Below are 18,786 nucleotides of genomic sequence, written 5' to 3' on the forward strand. Positions count from 1 at the left end.
ACAAGACAAGTGTCGCGTTATTCAACCGCTTTAAAGAAACGGTCGCCGCGCCATGTCCAAAATGCAAACAACGATTTCCCTGCCGACGAGAAAACAATCCGATCCGCACGACCAACCAGATTTTCAAACGGTACCATACCAACACCACCAGCATTCTGCGGAACGCGGCTATCACTCGAATTATCACGATTATCACCCATAAAGAAGTAATGCCCTTCGGGAACAATAGACGCTTGCGTATTATCCAATTGTTGATCGGTGAAATTCAAGATCGAGTGGGTCACACCGCCGGGAAGCGTTTCAAGGAATTTATCTTTCACACACTCGCCGTCGGGGCCGGGGCGCGTAATACATGCGGGCAAATTGCCAGCGGAGCCTTGTGGCGCATAGTTTTCTACAAATAGGCCATCAGGAACCTGAACCGCCTCTTCGTCATTGATGAACACAACGCTATCGATCACTTGAACCTTGTCGCCAGGAAGGCCGATAAGACGCTTAATGTAATCCACGCCTGATGTCGGGTGGCGGAACACAATCACATCGCCGCGATCGGGTTCAGATCCCAAAATGCGCCCCGTAATCGGACAGGCAGAAAAGGGGCAGGAATAGCGCGAATACCCATACGCCATTTTGTTCACAAATAGGAAGTCACCGATTAAAAGCGTGTCTTTCATCGAACCCGACGGAATCCAAAATGGTTGAAAAAACAAGGTCCGAAAAATGCCCGCGATGATCAGCGCCCAAAAAACGGTTTTCACGGTTTCCAGAATGCCGTCTTCTTTTTTCTCGATGGTTTTCATTTTCGTGCCTGTTCTGTTCAAAATATCTTAGCGCTACATGCGGCCCGCGCGGTTGAGTGTCAAGTTTTAGCCGCGTTCACACATTATTTGGGTGTGCTTCGATCACGACGAACGCCTGTGCCCAAGGGTGATCGTCGGTTAAGGTGACGTGAATGATCGCCGTGTGTCCCGCGGGGGTCATTTCCGCAAGCCGTTCTTTGGCCCAACCGGTCACTTCCATCACTGGTTGACCGGTGCGAAGATTGCTCACGGCCATATCTTTCCAACTAATGCCCATTGCTAGCCCCGTTCCGAGCGCCTTGGAACAGGCTTCTTTGGCAGCCCACCGTTTGGCATAAGTGCCAGCAACATCGCGCCGTCGCTCAGCTTTTCTTTGCTCAACTTCGGTAAAAACGCGATTTTTGAAGCGATCACCAAACCGATCCAAAGTCCCTTGAATACGCTCGATATTCGCCAGGTCGCTTCCGATCCCCAGTATCATTGGGGCACCACTTTGCCGTTAATTACCACAATGCAATCGTTCAAGCTCTTGCCTCGTCCATCAACCGCCGCATTTCCGCCATGGCGGGCGTTAGGCCGCGAAAGATGCTCTCGCCGATCAGAAAGTGGCCGATATTAAGCTCGACAACCTCGGGGAACGCGGCAATTGGTTTGACGGTTTCATAGGTCAGCCCGTGGCCCGCATGCACCTCAAGACCCAGCGAATGGGCAAACTTAGACATTTCCCGCAAGCGCTCAAGTTCAAGATCGCGAACGTCAAAGCGCCCTTCGGCGTGGGCATCACAATAGGCGCCGGTGTGCAGCTCAATAACGGCCGCACCGATGCGGTGAGCGGCTTCGATTTGGCGTGGCTCCGCGGCGATAAAGATAGAGACGCGACACCCCGCATCCCGCAAGGGAGCGATAAAATGCGCCAGTGCATTTTCCTCGCGGGCAACTTCGAGCCCCCCCTCCGTCGTGCGTTCTTCGCGTTTTTCCGGCACAATACAAACGGCATGCGGTTTGTGACGAAGCGCAATGTCTTGCATTTCTTTCGTCGCGGCCATTTCAAAATTCAGCGGAATCGAGAGCGCTTCCATCAACCCGTCAATATCGGCATCACCAATATGGCGGCGATCTTCGCGCAAATGCGCTGTGATACCGTCGGCACCCGCTTGCTGTGCCAAAACTGCGGCGCGTACGGGATCGGGTGTGTCCCCGCCGCGAGCATTACGCACCGTCGCGACGTGATCGATATTTATACCTAATCTAAGTTTCTCTACTTGCGCCATTTCGTGATTCCCTAAACCGATTTACGCAGCACGTTAACGAGATCAAGCCGAGCCGTCAGCCTTCTTTGCCGCCTTCTTGCGCAACTCATCAAGTTTTTTCTTAAGCCGTCCGCGCCGACGCTTTTGATAGACCGCGATCAAGGGCACCGAAAGGTAGTACACAACCACACCAGAGATGATCCCTGGGATAATACCACCAATCAAATACGGTAGGAACAAGGAGTGGTAAAACCCATCAATACTGGACCAATGCGGCTCTGCATCGGTAAAAATTGCCCAAATATTCGTTTTAATTTCTCGGCCTACTGCCGAAAACCTCGCCAAAAGATCCGCTTGATCGGGCTGGCGAAACGGGTGACCCAACATCCATTTGCCAAGCTGAATGCAGAGCGGTGCGATAATTGGAAAGGTGAGGGGATTGCCGAAAAACGTGCCCAGAAGCGCGGCCATAATATTACCGCGCATAAGTTTGGCCAAAATAACAGCAATCAGAAAATGCATGCCAAACAATGGGGTAAAGCTTGTGAGAACACCTGCGAACAACCCGCGCGCAATTTTATGCGGGGGGTCGGGTAGCCTGTGAAGCCGATGCCGAACGTAGCGAAACGCGCGCGACCAGCCGCCCTTGGGATAAAAGAAATCCGCGACGGCCTGCCATATGGGGCGTCTATCACGGCGTTTAAAAACCAAGTTGCGTTCCTCTGTCTTAGCTCTAGGCCGGTTTACGCGACGGATCGCGATGACGTTTCAAAGAAGCAACGTTCTCTTCGACCTCTAAGGCATTCATCACCATGTGCAAGTGTTCAGCGTCCCGCACATCTATATCTATCAGAAGGCGGAAGAAATCTGAATTCTTGTCCGAGAAGTGCATATCCGAGATATTTGCACCTTGCGCTCCAATTAGTGTGCACATGCGTCCCAGCACGCCAGCGTCGTTGGTAATGGTAATATTTATCGTCACCGTATGCACGGCGGGGTGGCGCCCAGAGTGCCAATGAAGATCAACCCACCGATCAGTTTGCTCTTCATATTCGGACAACACCGGACAGTCGATGCCGTGCACAACAACACCTTCGCCACGATATGTGATCCCGACGATGCGCTCGCCCGGAACAGGCTGACAACATTTCGCGCGGCGAAAACTTTGCCCAGGGGACAGGCCGACAACGGCGCGCGCCACGTCAATTTCATCACCCGAACTAGCCGCTAGTTCAGGGAAGACGATGGAAACGGCGTCACTTGCGGAAAGTTCGGCACTGCCCAAACGTGCGAGAAGTTCTGAAGAATTCGCAAGGCCAAGCTGGACCGCGGCGCGCTGCAACGTTTTTTCTGTGGCGCGCTTGCCAATATGATCAAACGCAACGCGGGCAAGTTCTCGCCCGAGCTTAATAAACCGATCCCGATCTTCGACGCGAAGGCTCCGACGGATTGCGGCGCGGGCCCGTCCAGTGACCGCAATATCCAACCAAGTCGCTTGCGGGCGTTGACCCTCGGCCGTTATAATCTCAACCGATTGTCCGTTCTTAAGGCGTGTCCAAAGCGGTACGCGTAATCCGTCCACCTTGGCACCCACACAACTATCGCCAATGCGCGTGTGGATGGCATAGGCAAAATCAAGCGGTGTCGCGCCACGAGGTAATTTCTCAACCGCGCCTTTTGGTGTAAAACAAAAGACCTGATCCGAGTACATTTCGAGCTTCACATGCTCTAGAAATTCGTCGTGATCCTCGGCGTTGGAAAACCGCTCGGCAAGGCCGGAAATCCATTTCGCCGGATCGATGGCGAAGGGGTTTTCGGTGCGCACACCATCGCGATACGACCAATGCGCCGCAACGCCGCTTTCGGCAACATCGTGCATTTGGCGACTGCGAATTTGAACTTCAACGCGCTTGGCGTCCCGCCCCGAGACAGTGGTATGAATCGATCGGTAACCATTTGATTTTGGCTGACTAATGTAATCTTTGAACCGTTCAGGAACCGCGCGCCACCGTCGGTGAATAGCCCCCAAAACCCGATAACAATCTGCGTCTTGCCGCGTAATAACGCGGAAACCATAGATGTCGGAAAGGCGCGAGAAACCTATGCCCTTTTCCTCCATTTTTCGCCAGATTGAGTAGGGTTTTTTCGCTCGACCATAAACGTCGGCCTCTATTCCCTCCGCCTCAAGCTCCGTACGAATGTCATGGGTAATTTTTTGGATCACGTCGCCCGTTTCACGCTGCAACATCACAAAGCGGCGAATGATCGAATTGCGCGCATCGGGGTTGAGGACGCGGAAAGCCAAGTCTTCCAACTCTTCGCGCATCCATTGCATCCCCATGCGGCCTGCGAGGGGGGCAAAAATATCCATGGTTTCGCGCGCTTTTTGGGCCTGTTTTTCTGCGCGCATCGCCTTGATCGTCCGCATATTGTGGAGACGGTCTGCGAGTTTAATCAGGATGACGCGCATGTCCTTAGACATCGCCATAAACAGCTTGCGAAAATTCTCGGACTGTTTGGTTTCACTGCTGGAAAGCTGCAAGTTGGTCAGCTTTGTTACGCCGTCCACAAGCTCGGCAACTTCCGTTCCGAACAGTTCCTGAATTTCTGAATAGGTGGCTTTGGTGTCTTCGATCGTATCATGCAGCAGGGCGGTGATGATCGTGGCATCATCCAATTGTTGCTCGGTTAAAATTGCGGCAACAGAAACGGGATGTGTAAAATATTCCTCGCCCGACTGACGCATTTGACCGACGTGCATCTCGCGGCCATAGGCATAGGCCGCGGCGATCTTGGCTTCGTCAGTGTTTGGATTGTAGTTGCGGACCAGTTGGATCAGGTCGTCGACTTCGATCATCCAGTCCGCCTCTTTCGCGTCTTGCTTATTGCTGCCCTTGCGCTTCCATAAGAGCGCGCAGCAAGTTTTCTTCAGACATATCGTCCTCAGCTGGTTTGTCAGCAGGCTCAGCCCCCATCAACAACGCCATATCGTCAGCTTCAGGCTCATCGACTTCGATCTGAGTTTGGTTGCTCTCGATCATCCGTTCGCGCAAATCCTCAGCGGACTGTGTCTCATCTGCGATTTCACGCAGAGCAACCACGGGGTTTTTGTCATTGTCGCGATCAACTGTGATCGCAGACCCAGCCGTAATTTCACGTGCGCGATGGGATGCAAGCATCACCAACTCAAAGCGGTTAGGAACTTTATCAACGCAATCTTCAACCGTAACGCGGGCCATGGGCACTCCAATGCAAATCGGGGTTTAGAAGACGTCTATTTAGTAGCTTGACGCGGCAATGACAAGCCCGAAAACCCTAGGTTCTAAGGGGAATAATAGCGGATTTTTCGCTTTCTGATAGAGCATTCAGCATCTCGGCGACTGATTCGCCTGTCACGGGGTGTTTCCAAGTCGGGAAAACATCGTTTAACGGCACCAGAACGAAAGCGCGATCCTGCAGCCGTGGATGGGGCAAGATGAGTTGGTCCGGCGTCAGTGCTTTTTGCCTCTCCATTGGCAAATCCCGCCAGTTTGAGAAGGTTTCCACATCAGGTTGAATTCCGTCTCCCCAAGCGATGAGATCAATATCCAAAGTGCGGTCAGCCCACCTGCTTTCACGCGTACGATCATGTTTAGCCTCGATAGCGTGCAACCGGTTCAGAACCTCTCGCGCGATAAGTGGCCCCGATACCACGGCAACTGCATTCACAAAATCCGCCCCCTGATTCGCGGGAAAAAACGGTGAGTGATAAAATTGGCTGGTTTTTTTAAGAGTTATCCCTACGTCACCTAAATCAACCAAGGCGCGCCGCAATCGCTCTAGCGGTTGAAATTGCGGCGTAATAACGTTCGAACCCAAGGATACTATGCCTATTGTTTCAGCATTGTGACACTCTGTGGGTTGCGGCATTCGTTAAAATCCTTAAATTTACATAACCTTTGCTCGCACAATATCCTAATCACTCACTCACGGAAACCAGAGCAAAGTATTTTTGGAAGGACATATTTTATGTTTTATCGAGACGAACGACTGGCGTTGTTCATTGATGGCTCGAATCTGTATGCCGCTGCTAAATCACTTGGGTTTGACATTGACTATAGACTCTTGCGTCAAGAATTTATGCGCCGGGGAAAACTACTTCGGGCCTTTTACTACACGGCCCTGCTTGAAAACGACGAATATTCACCCATTCGTCCGCTCGTAGATTGGCTTCATTACAACGGCTTCACGATGGTGACAAAACCGGCGAAGGAATATACTGATTCCATGGGGCGCCGGAAAGTCAAAGGTAACATGGACATCGAACTCACTGTTGATGCCATGGAACTTGCACCACATGTCGACCATGTTGTTCTCTTTTCGGGGGACGGTGATTTTCGCCCTCTCGTTGAGAGCTTGCAGCGTCAAGGCGTGCGTGTCTCCGTTGTTTCGACAATCCGCAGCCAACCTCCGATGATTTCGGACGAGTTGCGTCGTCAAGCCGACAACTTCATCGAACTTGATGAGCTTAAGGATGTGGTTGGGCGCCCACCTCGTGAGCCCAACTCAGAAGAAGATGCGGCTCCGACGATGATGGCAGAGCAAGAATAAACTGAACCGGGGTCCATTGGGCCCCGGTTTTCGTTTCAAGCTCGTGCTTTTTACCCACGCGCCTCTTTACCAATAACGCTCGAACGCATACCTCTGGGACATCAACCAATGAGGCACCCATGCAAAAACCTCCCCTTACCCTTTATCTTGCCGCACCGCGCGGATTCTGTGCGGGGGTTGTACGTGCGATCAAAATCGTCGAAATGGCCCTCGAAAAATGGGGCGCTCCCGTTTATATGCGCCACGAGATCGTCCACAATAAATACGTCGTGGATGAGCTTAGGGCCAAGGGGGCCGTCTTTGTCGAAACGCTGGCGGAATGTCCCGATGATCGCCCCGTTATCTTTTCGGCACACGGAGTTGCGAAATCCGTGCCCGCCGCCGCCCAAGCCCGCGACATGTTGTTTGTCGATGCCACCTGCCCCCTCGTGAGCAAAGTTCACATTGAGGCCGAGCGCCATGCCGAACGCGGTTTGCAAATGGTTATGATTGGCCACAAAGGCCATCCCGAAACCGTCGGCACAATGGGGCAATTGCCCGAGGGCGAAGTGCTCCTTGTGGAAACTCCCGAAGACGTTGCGCACCTCGTTGTGCGCGACGCTGAAAAGCTGGCCTATATTACGCAAACAACGCTCTCAGTCGATGACACGGCCCTCATCGTAGAAGCCCTCAAAACGCGCTTCCCCGCCATCATTGCCCCCCACAAAGAAGACATCTGCTACGCCACGACCAATCGCCAAGAAGCGGTCAAGGCGATGGCACCAAGTTCGGACGCGATCCTTGTAATCGGCGCTCCAAACAGCTCCAATTCCAAACGCCTTGTAGAGGTTGCAGCAGCAGCTGGCTGCTCCTATGCGCAACTTGTTCAGCGTGCCCATGACATCGATTGGCGTGCCCTTGAGGGCATCAAGTCGGTCGGCGTGACGGCAGGTGCGAGTGCGCCGGAAATTCTGGTCAATGAGGTCATCGACGCCTTCAAAACCCGCTATGACGTCACCGTAAAATTCGTTGAAACAGCCGAAGAAAACGTTGAGTTTAAGGTCCCCCGCGTGTTGCGCGAGGCCGTGTGAGCGTCGACAAAGAAACCCTCGCCGTCTATGAAGCCCGTGCCAGCGACTACGCTAAAATGGTGGAAACGGACGCGCCCTTCCCCGCCCTAGACGCGTTCATTGCGCGACTACCAAAGGGCGCAACCGTTTTGGATTTGGGATGTGGCACAGGGCGCGCATCGGCCCGCATGGTCGCTGCAGGTTTGAATGTCGACGCCCGCGACGCAAGCCCAGCAATGATTGAACAGGCCCGCGCACTCTATGGCGTAGAAGCGCAACTCGCGACCTTTGACGACATTTCCGGCGATGATATTTACAACGGCGTTTGGGCGAATTTCTCGCTTCTCCACGCCTCCAAAGCTGATTTTCCACGGCACCTTTTGGCCCTCCACCGCGCCCTAAAACCCACAGGGCATCTGCATCTTGGAATGAAAACCGGAACAGCAGAAATTCGCGATGGCATTGGCCGGTTTTATGCGCTTTATACCCAAGAAGAACTCGACCACATTTTAACAAACGTCGGCTTTCAAATCTCGCGCTGTGCCTTTGGCCAAGACGTGGGACTGGATGGCGTCACTGCACCTTGGATACTTATAACCGCCCATGTCTGAACTTTATGCTTATACCGACGGCGCTTGCAGTGGAAATCCAGGACCAGGTGGCTGGGGCGCAATTCTCATTGCCCGCGAAGGCAAAACCGTTGTCAAAGAACGCCCTCTTTGTGGCGGGGCCGCTGATACCACGAACAATCGTATGGAGCTTATGGCAGCGATTAGCGCCCTCGAAGCGCTGGAACGCCCGTCAAAACTTACCCTCGTGACCGACAGCAATTATGTCAAAGATGGCCTCACGAAATGGATCTTTGGCTGGAAGAAAAACGGCTGGAAAACTGCGGCCAAAAAACCGGTAAAAAACGAAGACCTTTGGAAGCGCTTAGACGCGGCAAACGCCCGTCACGACGTTTCGTGGGAATGGGTTAAAGGCCACGCAGGCCACCCAGAAAACGAACGCGCCGACGAACTTGCCCGCCAAGGCATGGAACCGTTCAAGAAAACGCGCTAGATTTTCGGGCCTAGATCAGCACTTCAGGCAGGGTAAGGCCGCGCAAAATATCGGCTGGGGACATGGGTTTTTTACCCTGTCTCTGCGCCAAAAGGATTTCAACCGCCCCCGTCGCACAGGCAATTGTCATACCGTCCAAAACTGTTCCTGCTGGGGCCATGCCCACTGCCGTGCGAGACGCCAACAGCTTGAGGCGCTCGCCGCCCACGTCGCACCATGCCCCCGGAAAAGGTGAAAGCCCACGAATTTTACGGTCGACCGCTTCGGCGCTTTGGCTCCAGTCAATTCGCGCTTCGGATTTGTCGATTTTCGCGGCATAGGTCACGCCAATATCAGATTGCGTAAGGGCCTCCAGTTGCGGCAATTCTTCGAGCGCGGTCACAACAAGCTTCGCCCCCATGTCGCACAAGCGGTCATGCAATTGCGCGGTTGTTTCCTCGGCACCAATGGCCGTCGCTTCGCGCAACAAAACAGCGCCGGTATCAAGACCCGCGTCCATCTGCATGATGCAAATACCCGTCTCTGGATCACCCGCCATAATCGCCCGATGGATTGGTGCCGCCCCGCGCCAACGGGGTAAAAGCGACGCGTGAATATTAAGGCATCCCTTTTTCGGCGCATCCAAAATGGCTTGCGGTAGGATTAGACCATAGGCAACCACAACGGCGATATCCGCCCCAAGCGCCGCAAAGTCCTCTTGGGCTTCGGGCGTTTTGAGGGAAACAGGCGTGCGCACCTCAAGGCCAAGGGCTTCCGCTTTTTGTTGCACGGGGCTAGGACGGTCTTTTTTACCACGTCCCGCAGGGCGCGGCGGCTGGCAATACACTGCGGAAATCTCGTGGCCCGCAGCAACCAAAGCCTCAAGGACGGGAACCGAAAATTCCGGTGTCCCCATGAAAATAACGCGCATAGCAGTGTCCTCTCGCTAGCCTTGCAGTTTTTTGGCCTTGCGCAGCAGCATGTCTCGTTTCATTTTTGACAGGTGGTCAAAATACATTCTACCATTCAGATGGTCGATTTGATGCTGAACCGAAGTTGCCCAGACGCCCACGAAATCGCGTTCTTCTTCAAGGCCTTCGGAATTCAAAAATCGCACAGTCACGGCGCGTGGCCTGGTGATCGTCGCCGAAACGCCGGGCAAATTTGGGCTGGCTTCTTCGTGGTCGCGCATCTTGCCACTGGCATGCAAAACCTCGGGATTGGCGAGCAAAACAACCTGCCCCCGTTCCTGAGAGCAATCCACAACGGCAAGGCGTTGCAACACGCCGATCTGAACGGCAGCAAGCCCCAAACCGGGCATCGCTTCCATTGTCTCAACCATATCAGCCCAAATGGCACGGGTGGCATCGGTAATTTCGGCCACCGGTTGGGCAACGGTGCGCAGGCGTTTATCGGGCCAAGCAACGAACGGGCGAACACTCATTCACGCGCCCTCTCACGTTTAAGTTTCTGCATCCGACGCGTGATCATCTGGCGGCGCAAAGGCTTAAGGTAATCAATGAATAATGTGCCATTCAAATGATCAATTTCATGTTGCACACAGGTCGCCCAAAGCGCATCAAACTTCGCCTCACGTGCGGCCCCTTCGGCATCGATCCATTTCACGCCAACTTCGGCGGGGCGTTCAACATCGCCAAATTGCTCGGGAATCGAGAGACAACCCTCTTCATAGGTGTTGAGCGCCTCTGATTTCCACACCACTTCAGGGTTGAACATAATCATAGGCTCGGGGTCTGCGCCGTCTTCCTTTACGCAATCCAAAACGATCAAACGTTTTAAAATACCAATTTGCGGCGCGGCAAGGCCAATACCGGGCGCGTTATACATCGTTTCAAGCATATCTTCCGCGAGGGATTTCAACGCTGGCGTGACGGTTTCGATGGCCTCAGCAGTCTTTTTGAGGCGCGGATCGGGATGGATAAGGATTGGACGTATGCTCATATTTGTCATTTAGGGCATGATGCGCGCCGTTGCAATCTTTCTACCCCCTTGCAACTGCCTTTCATTTCGATAGCTTTGCAAAAAACTGGAAACGTCAAGGAACCAAAATGAAATTTGACACCATAATCGATCGACGCGGCACCCATTCCTCAAAATGGGATGGCATGGAAAAGATATACGGCGTGTCGCCAGAGGACGGTTTGTCAATGTGGGTCGCCGATACCGATTTTCGACCCCCAAAATGTGTCGGCGACGCGCTTCAGGGAATGATTGACCATGGCGTTTTTGGCTATTTCTCGGATGAAACTGACTATCGAGCGGCAATTTGTTGGTGGATGAAAAACCGCCATGGCTGGAGTTTTGATCCCAAAGCTATTTTTACAACCCATGGCCTCGTGAACGCAGTTGGTATTTGTTTGGAAGCTTACACAGCTCCAGACGACGGTGTGGTAATTTTCACCCCCGTTTACCATGCTTTTGCGCGGATCATTTCCGCATCGGGCCGCAAAGTGGTTGAATGTCCTTTGGTGGATAACAACGGTCGCTATGAAATGGATTTTGCGGCCTATGACGCCAAAATGACTGGCAAAGAAACCATGTTGATCCTCTGTTCGCCGCACAATCCTGGGGGGCGTGTCTGGACGCGTGGCGAGTTGGAAGCCGTGGTCGCATTTGCTATCCGGCACGATCTTACGCTTGTCTGTGATGAAATTCACCATGACGTGGTTTTTGACGGTGCAAAACACACGGCAATGCCGTTGATTGAGGGGGTAACGGATCGTCTTGTGATGCTGACAGCCCCGTCAAAAACCTTCAATATCGCTGGGGCCTACACGGGCAACGCAATTATCGAAGACCCAGATTTGCATCAGAAGTTTGCCGCAAGAATGAGCGCGCTCAGTCTGTCGCCAAATAGTTTTGGCCTTGTCGCGACAACGGCCGCCTATTCACCAGAAGGGGCCGAATGGGTGGATTCACTTGTGGCCTACATTGCTGAAAATAAACGTATTTTCGACGAAGGCATCAATGCGATTCCGGGCCTAAAATCAATGCACCTCGAAGCGACATATCTGGCTTGGGTCGATTTTGCTGGTACGGGAATGTCGATGAGCGAAATTTCGGAGAGGGTGGCAAAAGTTGCCCGCATTGCCACAAATCAGGGGCCCACATTTGGTACAGGGGGAGAGGTTCACCTGCGGTTCAATATCGGAACGCAGCGATCCCGCATTCAAGAAGCGGTATCGCGGATGCAAGCGGCCTTTGGGGATTTGCAATAGGTTGGACGGGCGTGGCAAGTAAGGTTGCGCCCTCCCCAATGCTATCTAGCGTGAACGATCAAGGCGACGGGGGCGTTATCCGAGACAGCAAAATCAAGCGCGGCCCGATCTGCGGCGACGGTGGCGCGCTTAAAATCAAAATGGATTTCATCGTCATGCGTTTCTGAAGCGACAATCAGACATTGATACAGGTGCCGACTTCCATCAAAAACATCCACCAACCCACGAATATGCGGCGCGTTTTTTGCCTCCAAAGAGAAGCCACGATCCCAAAACTTAAGAATCGGGAAGACATCCGGCCCCGTGTGCACACACAAACGGCTCCGCTTTCTTAAAGCGGCCATACGGGCCCGTTCAAGACCTTCGCGCACTTCTTTGGGTAGAAAATCAGACATCACAACTCCGAGAATCAAATTACGACACAGCGCCGCTTCCGTTAAGAATGCCACAGAGGACGTGTAGGTCAAGTTAACCTTAACCCTCAAAACTGTTTCCCCTAGGTGTTGATGTCTTCGACCAAATCAACACCAGTTACAGGGCGCAGCACATGCGGCATGGTGGGATCATAAAGGGCGGAATCCTTAAAGTCGCGCACTTCTCCAAGGGCTGGACCAACGAGAATAAGGGCGGTTCGCGTAATTTTCGCAGCACGGACCTTCTTGCGAATATCCGCCAAAGTTCCGCGCAGCATCATCTCGTCGGGCCAGCCAACGCGATACGCCACCACCACAGGACAGTCTTCGCCGTAATGCGGCACCAAAACCCGTTCGATTTCCCGCATATTACGGACCGCCAAATGGATCGCCAAAGTGGCCCCCGTACGGGCAAAATTATCAAGAGTTTCGCCTGCAGGCATAGAGGTCGACTGCATCGACATCCGTGTCAAAACAATGGATTGCGCGATTTCAGGAATAGTTAACTCTTGACCAAGGGCGGCGGCGGCGGCGGCATAGGCTGGCACACCCGGAATGATCTGATAATCGATTCCATCGGCTTTCAATCGCCGTATTTGCTCGGCAATCGCCCCGTAAAGCGACGGATCGCCTGAATGAACCCGCGCGACGTTTTCGCCCCGTTTATGGGCCGCCAAGATTTCGGCGTGGGTGTCGTCCAAGGTCATTGGCGCTGTGTCCAAAACGCGTGCGCCTTCTGGGGCACATTCAACGACCTGTGGCGGCACCAGCGAACCCGCATACAAGCACACGGGACATTCACCAATCACACGCGCGGCTTTTAGGGTCAAAAGTTCCGGATCGCCGGGGCCTGCCCCGATAAAAAAGACTGTCATATCACACTACTTTCTTGGCTAAATCGCCGTCAATTTTTCGGGCATAGCCACGGGGAGTATACATGCGCGGGCCTTCGCCGAGTTGGGCGAGTTTTGAGTTGCTAGAGCCCACCAAAACCACGGTCAACATATCCACTTCGTCCACTTCCAAATCCGCGAGTCGTCTGTAGCGCACGTTTTCTTCGGGGCGTCCCAATGAACTGGCGAGCATTACGGGTGTGTCTGCGGGGCGATGTTTGAGCAGGATATCGCGGGCTTCGGCCAACAGGGTACGTCGGCGCATTGAGACGGGATTATAAAACGCGATGACAAAATCACCCTCGGCTGCGGCATGAAGCCGTTTCACGATATCTTCGCGGGGGGTGAGCAAATCCGAGAGCGAGATCGCGCAGAAATCGTGGCCAAGAGGAGCTCCTGCGCGTGCGGCGGCTCCCTGAAGCGCCGAAACGCCTGGGGTTGAGACAACATCGACGCGGTGGGCTGCATCGCTTACGCCCATCTCATCAGGGCCGCGATCCAAGAGTTCAAACACCAAGGCGCCCATGGCGTAAATTCCTGCGTCGCCGGAACAAATCAGCGCAACATTCTTGCCCAAAGCAGCCTGCTCAAGCGCGAAACGACAGCGATCTTCCTCGCCGCCAAGCGGGAAATCCGACCGTGTTTTGCCAAAGGCAAGCGGCCCGAGCAGATCGATATAAAGACCGTAGCCCACGAGTTCCTCGGCTTCGGCGACAAGGCGGCTGGCCTCTGGCGTGCGCCAACTGTGTTGACCCGGACCGATGCCGATTATCGACAGGCGACCACGGGAACGGCCAGCGAACTCAATAATCGGGTCTTCGGCCCGCGCCAAGGCGCATGTCGCATTCGCCGTTTTTTGTTTCGCAACGATCAACTCGCTTATGGCTCCAGCCGCGGCCAATGCAGCCCCCTCGCACACGCCATGACAGCCGACTTCGGCAAAGACCACGTCGGAAGGATTTTCGAGCCGTGGGCTTTGGGCCTCAAGTTCGGCAGCCGTGAACAATCGCAACGGCACACCGAGGCGCGCAGCAACAACATTCATCGCGGGTTCGTCTCCCTTGAGGTCGATGGAATTCACACAGGCAATCGCCCCTTGCGCAATCCCTTCGCGCGTCAGGGTTTCTGTCACCAACGCCCACATTTCCTCGGGATCGGCGTTTCGCGCACATCCAAGGCCCAGCGCAAAACGTTGTGGATGGTAAACCAGCTTGGTTTCATTTCCGTCAACCGGAGCTTCGGTCACGTAAAGCTGAACCGCGCCGTCAACGTCATTCTCAAGGTCGAAAATCGCTTCGCCCTGACGCGAGGCCGTGGCGCCATTCAAAAGCGCCGCCATAACGGATTTCGCGTCTTGCGGATTGGCCAAACGATAGCCCGCGGGCGGCGCATCAAGGGCGACTCCCATAGCCACATCGCCCGCCGTTGTGATCGCGGCATGGCTGTTAAGGGCCGTTGCAATTTGTTGCGTCAACCGATTGGCCCCGCGATGCCCACCCAACAATGGCACGACAACGCTGCCATCATCCGCGACCGAAATAACGGGTGGCTCGGTTGTTTTATCGGCCAGTAATGGCGCCACCGCACGGATAAGGATACCGCTCGCACAAACGCCGACAACTGGGGTGCCACTGGCGAAAAGCGTGCGCACATGTTCCAGCGCATCGGCGAAAAATGCATCGGCCTTTGTCACGCGATCTGCGCGGCCATGTACCGCCGCACCAAGGATTTCAGCTACACGATGCGCCGTTGCTTCGCCAGATTTAGAGAGGCAAACTACAACAGGGTTCGGGGTGGATTTGGGGGAAGTCGTTAGAGCCATGGATCAGCTCCCTTCGTCAGCAAAATCATTGAAAAATAGGGTGCGTTTTCGGGCGCATCCTTGAGCGGAACGACCACTTCTTGGGGAAGGCTCGCACGCTCGATATAGGTGGCTTGGGCAAGCAGGCCCAAATCGGAGATCACGTTGCGAATTTTCGCAAGGTGCCGTCCGACTTTCATAATCGCGACGCTTTCCGCGCCTTCAATTCGCAGGCGTAACTCGGCCTCGGGCAGTGGGCCGGGCAGAATCGTAACCCGTTCATTACGCGCCGCCAAAGGCATTTTTGCCCGCGCAGCACAGGCCGTCACACTGGTCACACCTGGCACAACTTCGCATTCAAAACGGCCGGATAAGCGCGCAAAAAGATACATAAAGGAGCCATAGAAAAACGGGTCCCCTTCGCACAAACACACAACATTGCGCCCTTGCTCAAGCTCTTTGGCGATTTGGGCGGCCCCCTCATCATAGGCTGCTTGGGCGGGGCCGCGTTCAACAGTCATCGGCACATCCATGACGATTTCATGGGCGCCAGCGGGGATGTATTCAGCCGCAATCGATCGCGCGAAACTCGCCCCACCCGCGAGCGCGGGATAGGCCACAACTTCGGCTGCTGCAATGAGTTTTGCCGCACGCAATGTCATCAGTTCTGGGTCGCCCGGACCCAGCCCAACTCCGTAAAGTTTTCCGGTCATCGTTTAACCAAACTCAACTGTGTCACGGGCATCAGTGGTTTCCAGCCGGTATGCCCAGAGCCTTCGCCCCCAAGTGTCTGAACGCGATGCACAGAAAGCTTCACCAACTGCCCACCAAATTCCTTGTAAAGCGACACGAGTATGGCCTCACTCTCAAGCGTCACCGCATTGGCAACCAGCCGCCCCAATGGACGCAAAGCACTCCACGCGGCATCAAAGGTTTCGCGGCTTAACCCCCCGCCGATAAACACCGCATCTGGAGCGGGGAGATCCGCGAGAGCTTGGGGCACACGCCCGTCCACCAATTCTAGTTTCGGGACGCCCAGCGCCAGCGCATTCGCCGCCGCCATCGCGCGTCGATCCGCCCGTGGCTCAATCCCGATGGCCCGCGCATAGCGCGCCGACCGCATCCACTCAACGGCCACCGAACCACAGCCGGTTCCCACATCCCACAACAACGCGCCGCGCATCGGCATCAGTTTGGACAAGGTTGCCGCACGCACCTCTTGCTTAGTCATGGTGCCATCGTGCTCAAACATATCGTCCGCAAGGCCCGGAACGCGTGGAAGAAGTGCCGCATTCGGTGCCGCCACACATTCAACCGCTAGCGTGTTAAAGGGGGGCACTTCGTGATCCCAACTCGCGGCAACCCCTTCGAAACGTTTCTCATTTTCGCCACCCATTGCCGCCAAAACAACCATGCGACTGCGCCCATAACCACGCGCCGCCAGGAATTGCGCGATTTGCGCGGGCGTTTCCGCCCCCGTGGTCAGGATCAGCAAGCGTTGATCGGGCTGAATAAACGCGATCATCTGTTCCACAGGGCGACCATGCACCGTCAGCGTTTCCAAATCGGCCATGCTCCAGCCCATCCGCGCCGCAGCAAGTTGAAACGCGCCGACTTGCGGATGATAGGTAATTTCGCTTGGATCGATTGAGCGCCCAATCCGTGCACCAACGGAATACCAAAGCGGATCACCCGTCGCCAAAACGACAACGCGTTGCCCCTTGTGGGCCTTCAGAACGTCGATCAACGCATCAAATGGCGAGGGCCAAGCCACACGTTTTGCCGATCCAACATTTGCCAAAGCTTGATGCCGATCACCGCCGACGATGACCTCTGCCGCCTCAACAACCGCGCGTGTTGCGGGGGTAAGTCCTTCCAATCCGTCTTCGCCAATTCCGACGATATGGAGCCAAGCACTCATGTCGTAACCTCCGGCAATCCCGCGGCGAGCGCATTCACCGCAGCAGAGGCAATAGCCGATCCGCCACGACGTCCGCGCAGCGCGATAAATTCACATCCACGTGGGCGCGCAGCGAGTTCCGCTTTACTTTCCGCAGCTCCCACAAATCCCACGGGAAATCCAAGGATAACAGCGGGTTTTGGCGCGCCTTGATCTATCAACTCAAGCAAATGGAAAAGGGCTGTTGGCGCGTTGCCAATCGCGACCACAGCGCCGTCTAGGTGTTCTAGCCAAAGCTCAACCGCCGCCGCCGACCGTGTGTTTTGGATGGCCTGCGCACGATCAGGAACCTCTGCATTGTTTAGCGTCACAATCACCTCATTGCCAGCAGGTAAATACCGGCGAATGATCCCCGCCCCAACCATCTCACAATCGCACAAAACTGGCGCACCGGCCTGTAATGCGGCCTGCCCTGCCGCATAAGCATTGGGCGAAAACGCAAGGCGATCCGCGACCTCGATCATACCACAGGCATGAATAATGCGGGTCGCAAGGGCCGTCATGCCTGCGTCAAAGCGCTCCAAACGAGCCTCCTTGGCGACGGTTGCAAAACTCTGCGCATAGATTTCGGCGGGCGCGCGCTCATACCTGAGCGCAGGCCGAGCAGAGTGGCCCGCTTGCGGGCTCGATGATCGGTCTTCCCCCCTCATTTCTTGCGTGCGCTTTCTGGCCCATGCGGGTGTTTGGGATGCGGGTATTCAGCGTGAACATGGTCGTGCGTGTGGGAATGATCATGCGCATGGTCGTGGTCGTGGTCGTGAGTATGATCATGCGAATGGGCCAACATTTCCAACCGACATTCCCCCGTACAGAAGTCAGCGCACAACGCACAATCCTCGACATTACTGCCTGGCGCATTGGCCCCTTGTCCCTCAACGTGGTGATGGTGGCTTTCCTGAACCGCGCCAACCTCGGCTTCAAAACCCAAGACTTGCGTGCGGTATTTGCACGTTCCACACGTCGGCGGAACGATCTCCCCGAGCTGTTCGGTTACACGCTCTGCAAAGGTTTCCAACACTTTTGCATGGTCATTCAAATACCCAGCTTTCACAAACTCGATATCAGGATGCGCGGCGGCAACTTGGTCCGTAAAGCCGTAAATACGGTCGATTAAAATTCCGGTAAACAAGAAATACGGAAACACAATAACCCGCTTGTACCCAAGCTTCGCCACATGCGTCAGGCAGGGTTCCACTAGCGGGAATGTCACGCCGGAATAGCCAACTTCGCACCAGCCAAACCCCATGCCTTCCCACAACATCCTTGCGATTTTGCTCACATTTCCGTTGGCATCTGGGTCGGACGCGCCGCGCCCGATCACAACCAGACAGGTTTCCTCCAGCGGCACTGCACCCAGTTCCGAATTCGCCCGATCTACCGCTTCCTGAATACGCTCGCCTGCGGCTGCGATCATCTTGGGATCAACGCCAAGTTCGCGGCCATAGGAAATTTCAACGCCGTGTTTTGCGGCATAAGTATTCAGCACGGTCGGAATGTCATTCTTGGCGTGCATCGCGGCAAAAAGCATTCCCGGAACCGCTACGATCCGGTCACATCCGCCAGCCCGCAAACGATCAAGACCATCGCGGATTACAGGGTTTGCGAACTCAAGATATCCGTAGTCCACCATCCAATCTGACGGCAACAACGCAGGAAGCTTTTCGGCCAGAACCGCAAACTGGTCCACGGCGGCTTGGCTGCGCGACCCATGGCCGCAAATCATCACACCTACTTTTGACATATCGGAATT

The 18,786-nt window shown here is 54.7% G+C and carries 22 protein-coding genes; 5 read left to right on the plus strand and 17 right to left on the minus strand.

The annotated features are described in order from the left end of the window. Positions 1–17: 17 nt before the first annotated feature. The 7 genes from lepB to folK form a co-directional block, all read right to left on the minus strand. On the minus strand, positions 18–800 hold the full coding sequence (lepB, locus tag AB9F26_RS10705; protein WP_039001825.1) for a signal peptidase I: 783 nt from the start codon (positions 798–800) through the stop codon (positions 18–20). Positions 801–876: 76 nt separating this feature from the next. Further along, the gene (gene acpS, locus AB9F26_RS10710) at positions 877–1,281 is read right to left on the minus strand and encodes a holo-ACP synthase (protein WP_335583776.1); all 405 of its coding nucleotides are present in this window, start codon (positions 1,279–1,281) and stop codon (positions 877–879) included. Between the two features lie 40 nt (positions 1,282–1,321). Further along, on the minus strand, positions 1,322–2,071 hold the full coding sequence (locus AB9F26_RS10715) for a pyridoxine 5'-phosphate synthase (protein WP_369767998.1): 750 nt from the start codon (positions 2,069–2,071) through the stop codon (positions 1,322–1,324). Between the two features lie 42 nt (positions 2,072–2,113). Continuing rightward, positions 2,114–2,761, minus strand: a complete 648-nt coding sequence (locus tag AB9F26_RS10720) for a DUF2062 domain-containing protein (protein WP_039001822.1) — start codon at positions 2,759–2,761, stop codon at positions 2,114–2,116. A gap of 22 nt (positions 2,762–2,783) precedes the next feature. After that, entirely contained in the window at positions 2,784–4,907 is a 2,124-nt protein-coding gene (locus AB9F26_RS10725; protein ID WP_335583778.1) for a bifunctional (p)ppGpp synthetase/guanosine-3',5'-bis(diphosphate) 3'-pyrophosphohydrolase, read from the minus strand. A gap of 25 nt (positions 4,908–4,932) precedes the next feature. Then, entirely contained in the window at positions 4,933–5,289 is a 357-nt protein-coding gene (gene rpoZ, locus AB9F26_RS10730; RefSeq protein WP_039001820.1) for a DNA-directed RNA polymerase subunit omega, read from the minus strand. A gap of 76 nt (positions 5,290–5,365) precedes the next feature. Next, a complete protein-coding gene (gene folK, locus AB9F26_RS10735) occupies positions 5,366–5,959 on the minus strand; it encodes a 2-amino-4-hydroxy-6-hydroxymethyldihydropteridine diphosphokinase (protein ID WP_369767999.1) in 594 nt (197 codons plus the stop codon). A gap of 99 nt (positions 5,960–6,058) precedes the next feature. Here folK and AB9F26_RS10740 point away from each other — a divergent pair, with 99 nt between their 5' ends. The 4 genes from AB9F26_RS10740 to rnhA all read left to right on the plus strand — a co-directional run bounded on the left by AB9F26_RS10740 (position 6,059) and on the right by rnhA (position 8,751). Next, positions 6,059–6,640 (plus strand): NYN domain-containing protein, encoded by a 582-nt coding sequence (locus tag AB9F26_RS10740; protein WP_039001819.1) that lies wholly within the window; start codon positions 6,059–6,061, stop codon positions 6,638–6,640. Positions 6,641–6,759: 119 nt separating this feature from the next. Beyond that, positions 6,760–7,710, plus strand: a complete 951-nt coding sequence (ispH, locus tag AB9F26_RS10745; protein ID WP_335583780.1) for a 4-hydroxy-3-methylbut-2-enyl diphosphate reductase — start codon at positions 6,760–6,762, stop codon at positions 7,708–7,710. Beyond that, the gene (locus AB9F26_RS10750; protein WP_369768000.1) at positions 7,707–8,300 is read left to right on the plus strand and encodes a class I SAM-dependent methyltransferase; all 594 of its coding nucleotides are present in this window, start codon (positions 7,707–7,709) and stop codon (positions 8,298–8,300) included. Before ispH ends, AB9F26_RS10750 begins: the two co-directional genes overlap by 4 nt. Next, positions 8,293–8,751: a ribonuclease HI gene (gene rnhA / locus AB9F26_RS10755; protein ID WP_039001817.1), complete on the plus strand. Its 459-nt coding sequence runs from the start codon at positions 8,293–8,295 to the stop codon at positions 8,749–8,751. The genes AB9F26_RS10750 and rnhA overlap by 8 nt, the downstream gene beginning before the upstream one ends. A gap of 10 nt (positions 8,752–8,761) precedes the next feature. On the opposite strand, the gene fmt is transcribed toward rnhA, so the two are convergent. Genes fmt through def (AB9F26_RS10770) form a run of 3 tightly spaced genes read right to left on the minus strand, consistent with a single transcriptional unit; the run spans position 8,762 to position 10,692 of the window. Further along, complete coding sequence (gene fmt / locus AB9F26_RS10760) at positions 8,762–9,661, minus strand: methionyl-tRNA formyltransferase (RefSeq protein WP_369768001.1); 900 nt, start codon at positions 9,659–9,661, stop codon at positions 8,762–8,764. Positions 9,662–9,676: 15 nt separating this feature from the next. After that, complete coding sequence (def, locus tag AB9F26_RS10765) at positions 9,677–10,174, minus strand: peptide deformylase (RefSeq protein WP_369768002.1); 498 nt, start codon at positions 10,172–10,174, stop codon at positions 9,677–9,679. Then, positions 10,171–10,692 carry a peptide deformylase gene (def, locus tag AB9F26_RS10770; RefSeq protein WP_039002006.1) on the minus strand — a complete coding sequence of 174 codons (522 nt, stop codon included), beginning with the start codon at positions 10,690–10,692 and terminating at the stop codon, positions 10,171–10,173. Before def (AB9F26_RS10770) ends, def (AB9F26_RS10765) begins: the two co-directional genes overlap by 4 nt. 107 nt (positions 10,693–10,799) lie before the next feature. Between def (AB9F26_RS10770) and AB9F26_RS10775 the strand changes: the two genes are divergently transcribed. Beyond that, positions 10,800–11,969, plus strand: a complete 1,170-nt coding sequence (locus AB9F26_RS10775; RefSeq protein WP_369768003.1) for a MalY/PatB family protein — start codon at positions 10,800–10,802, stop codon at positions 11,967–11,969. A gap of 41 nt (positions 11,970–12,010) precedes the next feature. Here the strand turns inward: AB9F26_RS10775 and AB9F26_RS10780 are convergent, their stop codons facing one another. From AB9F26_RS10780 to AB9F26_RS10810, 7 genes are all read right to left on the minus strand, one after another. Further along, on the minus strand, positions 12,011–12,364 hold the full coding sequence (locus AB9F26_RS10780) for a hypothetical protein (protein ID WP_335583787.1): 354 nt from the start codon (positions 12,362–12,364) through the stop codon (positions 12,011–12,013). 101 nt (positions 12,365–12,465) lie between these two features. Next, entirely contained in the window at positions 12,466–13,257 is a 792-nt protein-coding gene (cobM, locus tag AB9F26_RS10785) for a precorrin-4 C(11)-methyltransferase (protein ID WP_335583788.1), read from the minus strand. Between the two features lies 1 nt (position 13,258). Further along, complete coding sequence (cobJ, locus tag AB9F26_RS10790; RefSeq protein WP_369768004.1) at positions 13,259–15,097, minus strand: precorrin-3B C(17)-methyltransferase; 1,839 nt, start codon at positions 15,095–15,097, stop codon at positions 13,259–13,261. Beyond that, positions 15,088–15,789 carry a precorrin-2 C(20)-methyltransferase gene (gene cobI / locus AB9F26_RS10795; protein ID WP_335583790.1) on the minus strand — a complete coding sequence of 234 codons (702 nt, stop codon included), beginning with the start codon at positions 15,787–15,789 and terminating at the stop codon, positions 15,088–15,090. Before cobI ends, cobJ begins: the two co-directional genes overlap by 10 nt. Further along, positions 15,786–16,997, minus strand: coding sequence for a precorrin-6y C5,15-methyltransferase (decarboxylating) subunit CbiE (gene cbiE / locus AB9F26_RS10800; RefSeq protein WP_369768005.1), 1,212 nt, complete (start codon positions 16,995–16,997; stop codon positions 15,786–15,788). Before cbiE ends, cobI begins: the two co-directional genes overlap by 4 nt. Then, positions 16,994–17,686, minus strand: a complete 693-nt coding sequence (locus AB9F26_RS10805) for a precorrin-8X methylmutase (protein WP_335583792.1) — start codon at positions 17,684–17,686, stop codon at positions 16,994–16,996. Before AB9F26_RS10805 ends, cbiE begins: the two co-directional genes overlap by 4 nt. Then, entirely contained in the window at positions 17,683–18,777 is a 1,095-nt protein-coding gene (locus tag AB9F26_RS10810; protein WP_369768006.1) for a sirohydrochlorin chelatase, read from the minus strand. Before AB9F26_RS10810 ends, AB9F26_RS10805 begins: the two co-directional genes overlap by 4 nt. Positions 18,778–18,786: the final 9 nt, after the last annotated feature.

The organism is Falsihalocynthiibacter sp. BN13B15, assembly GCF_041205415.1.
Lineage (GTDB): Bacteria > Pseudomonadota > Alphaproteobacteria > Rhodobacterales > Rhodobacteraceae > Falsihalocynthiibacter > Falsihalocynthiibacter arcticus.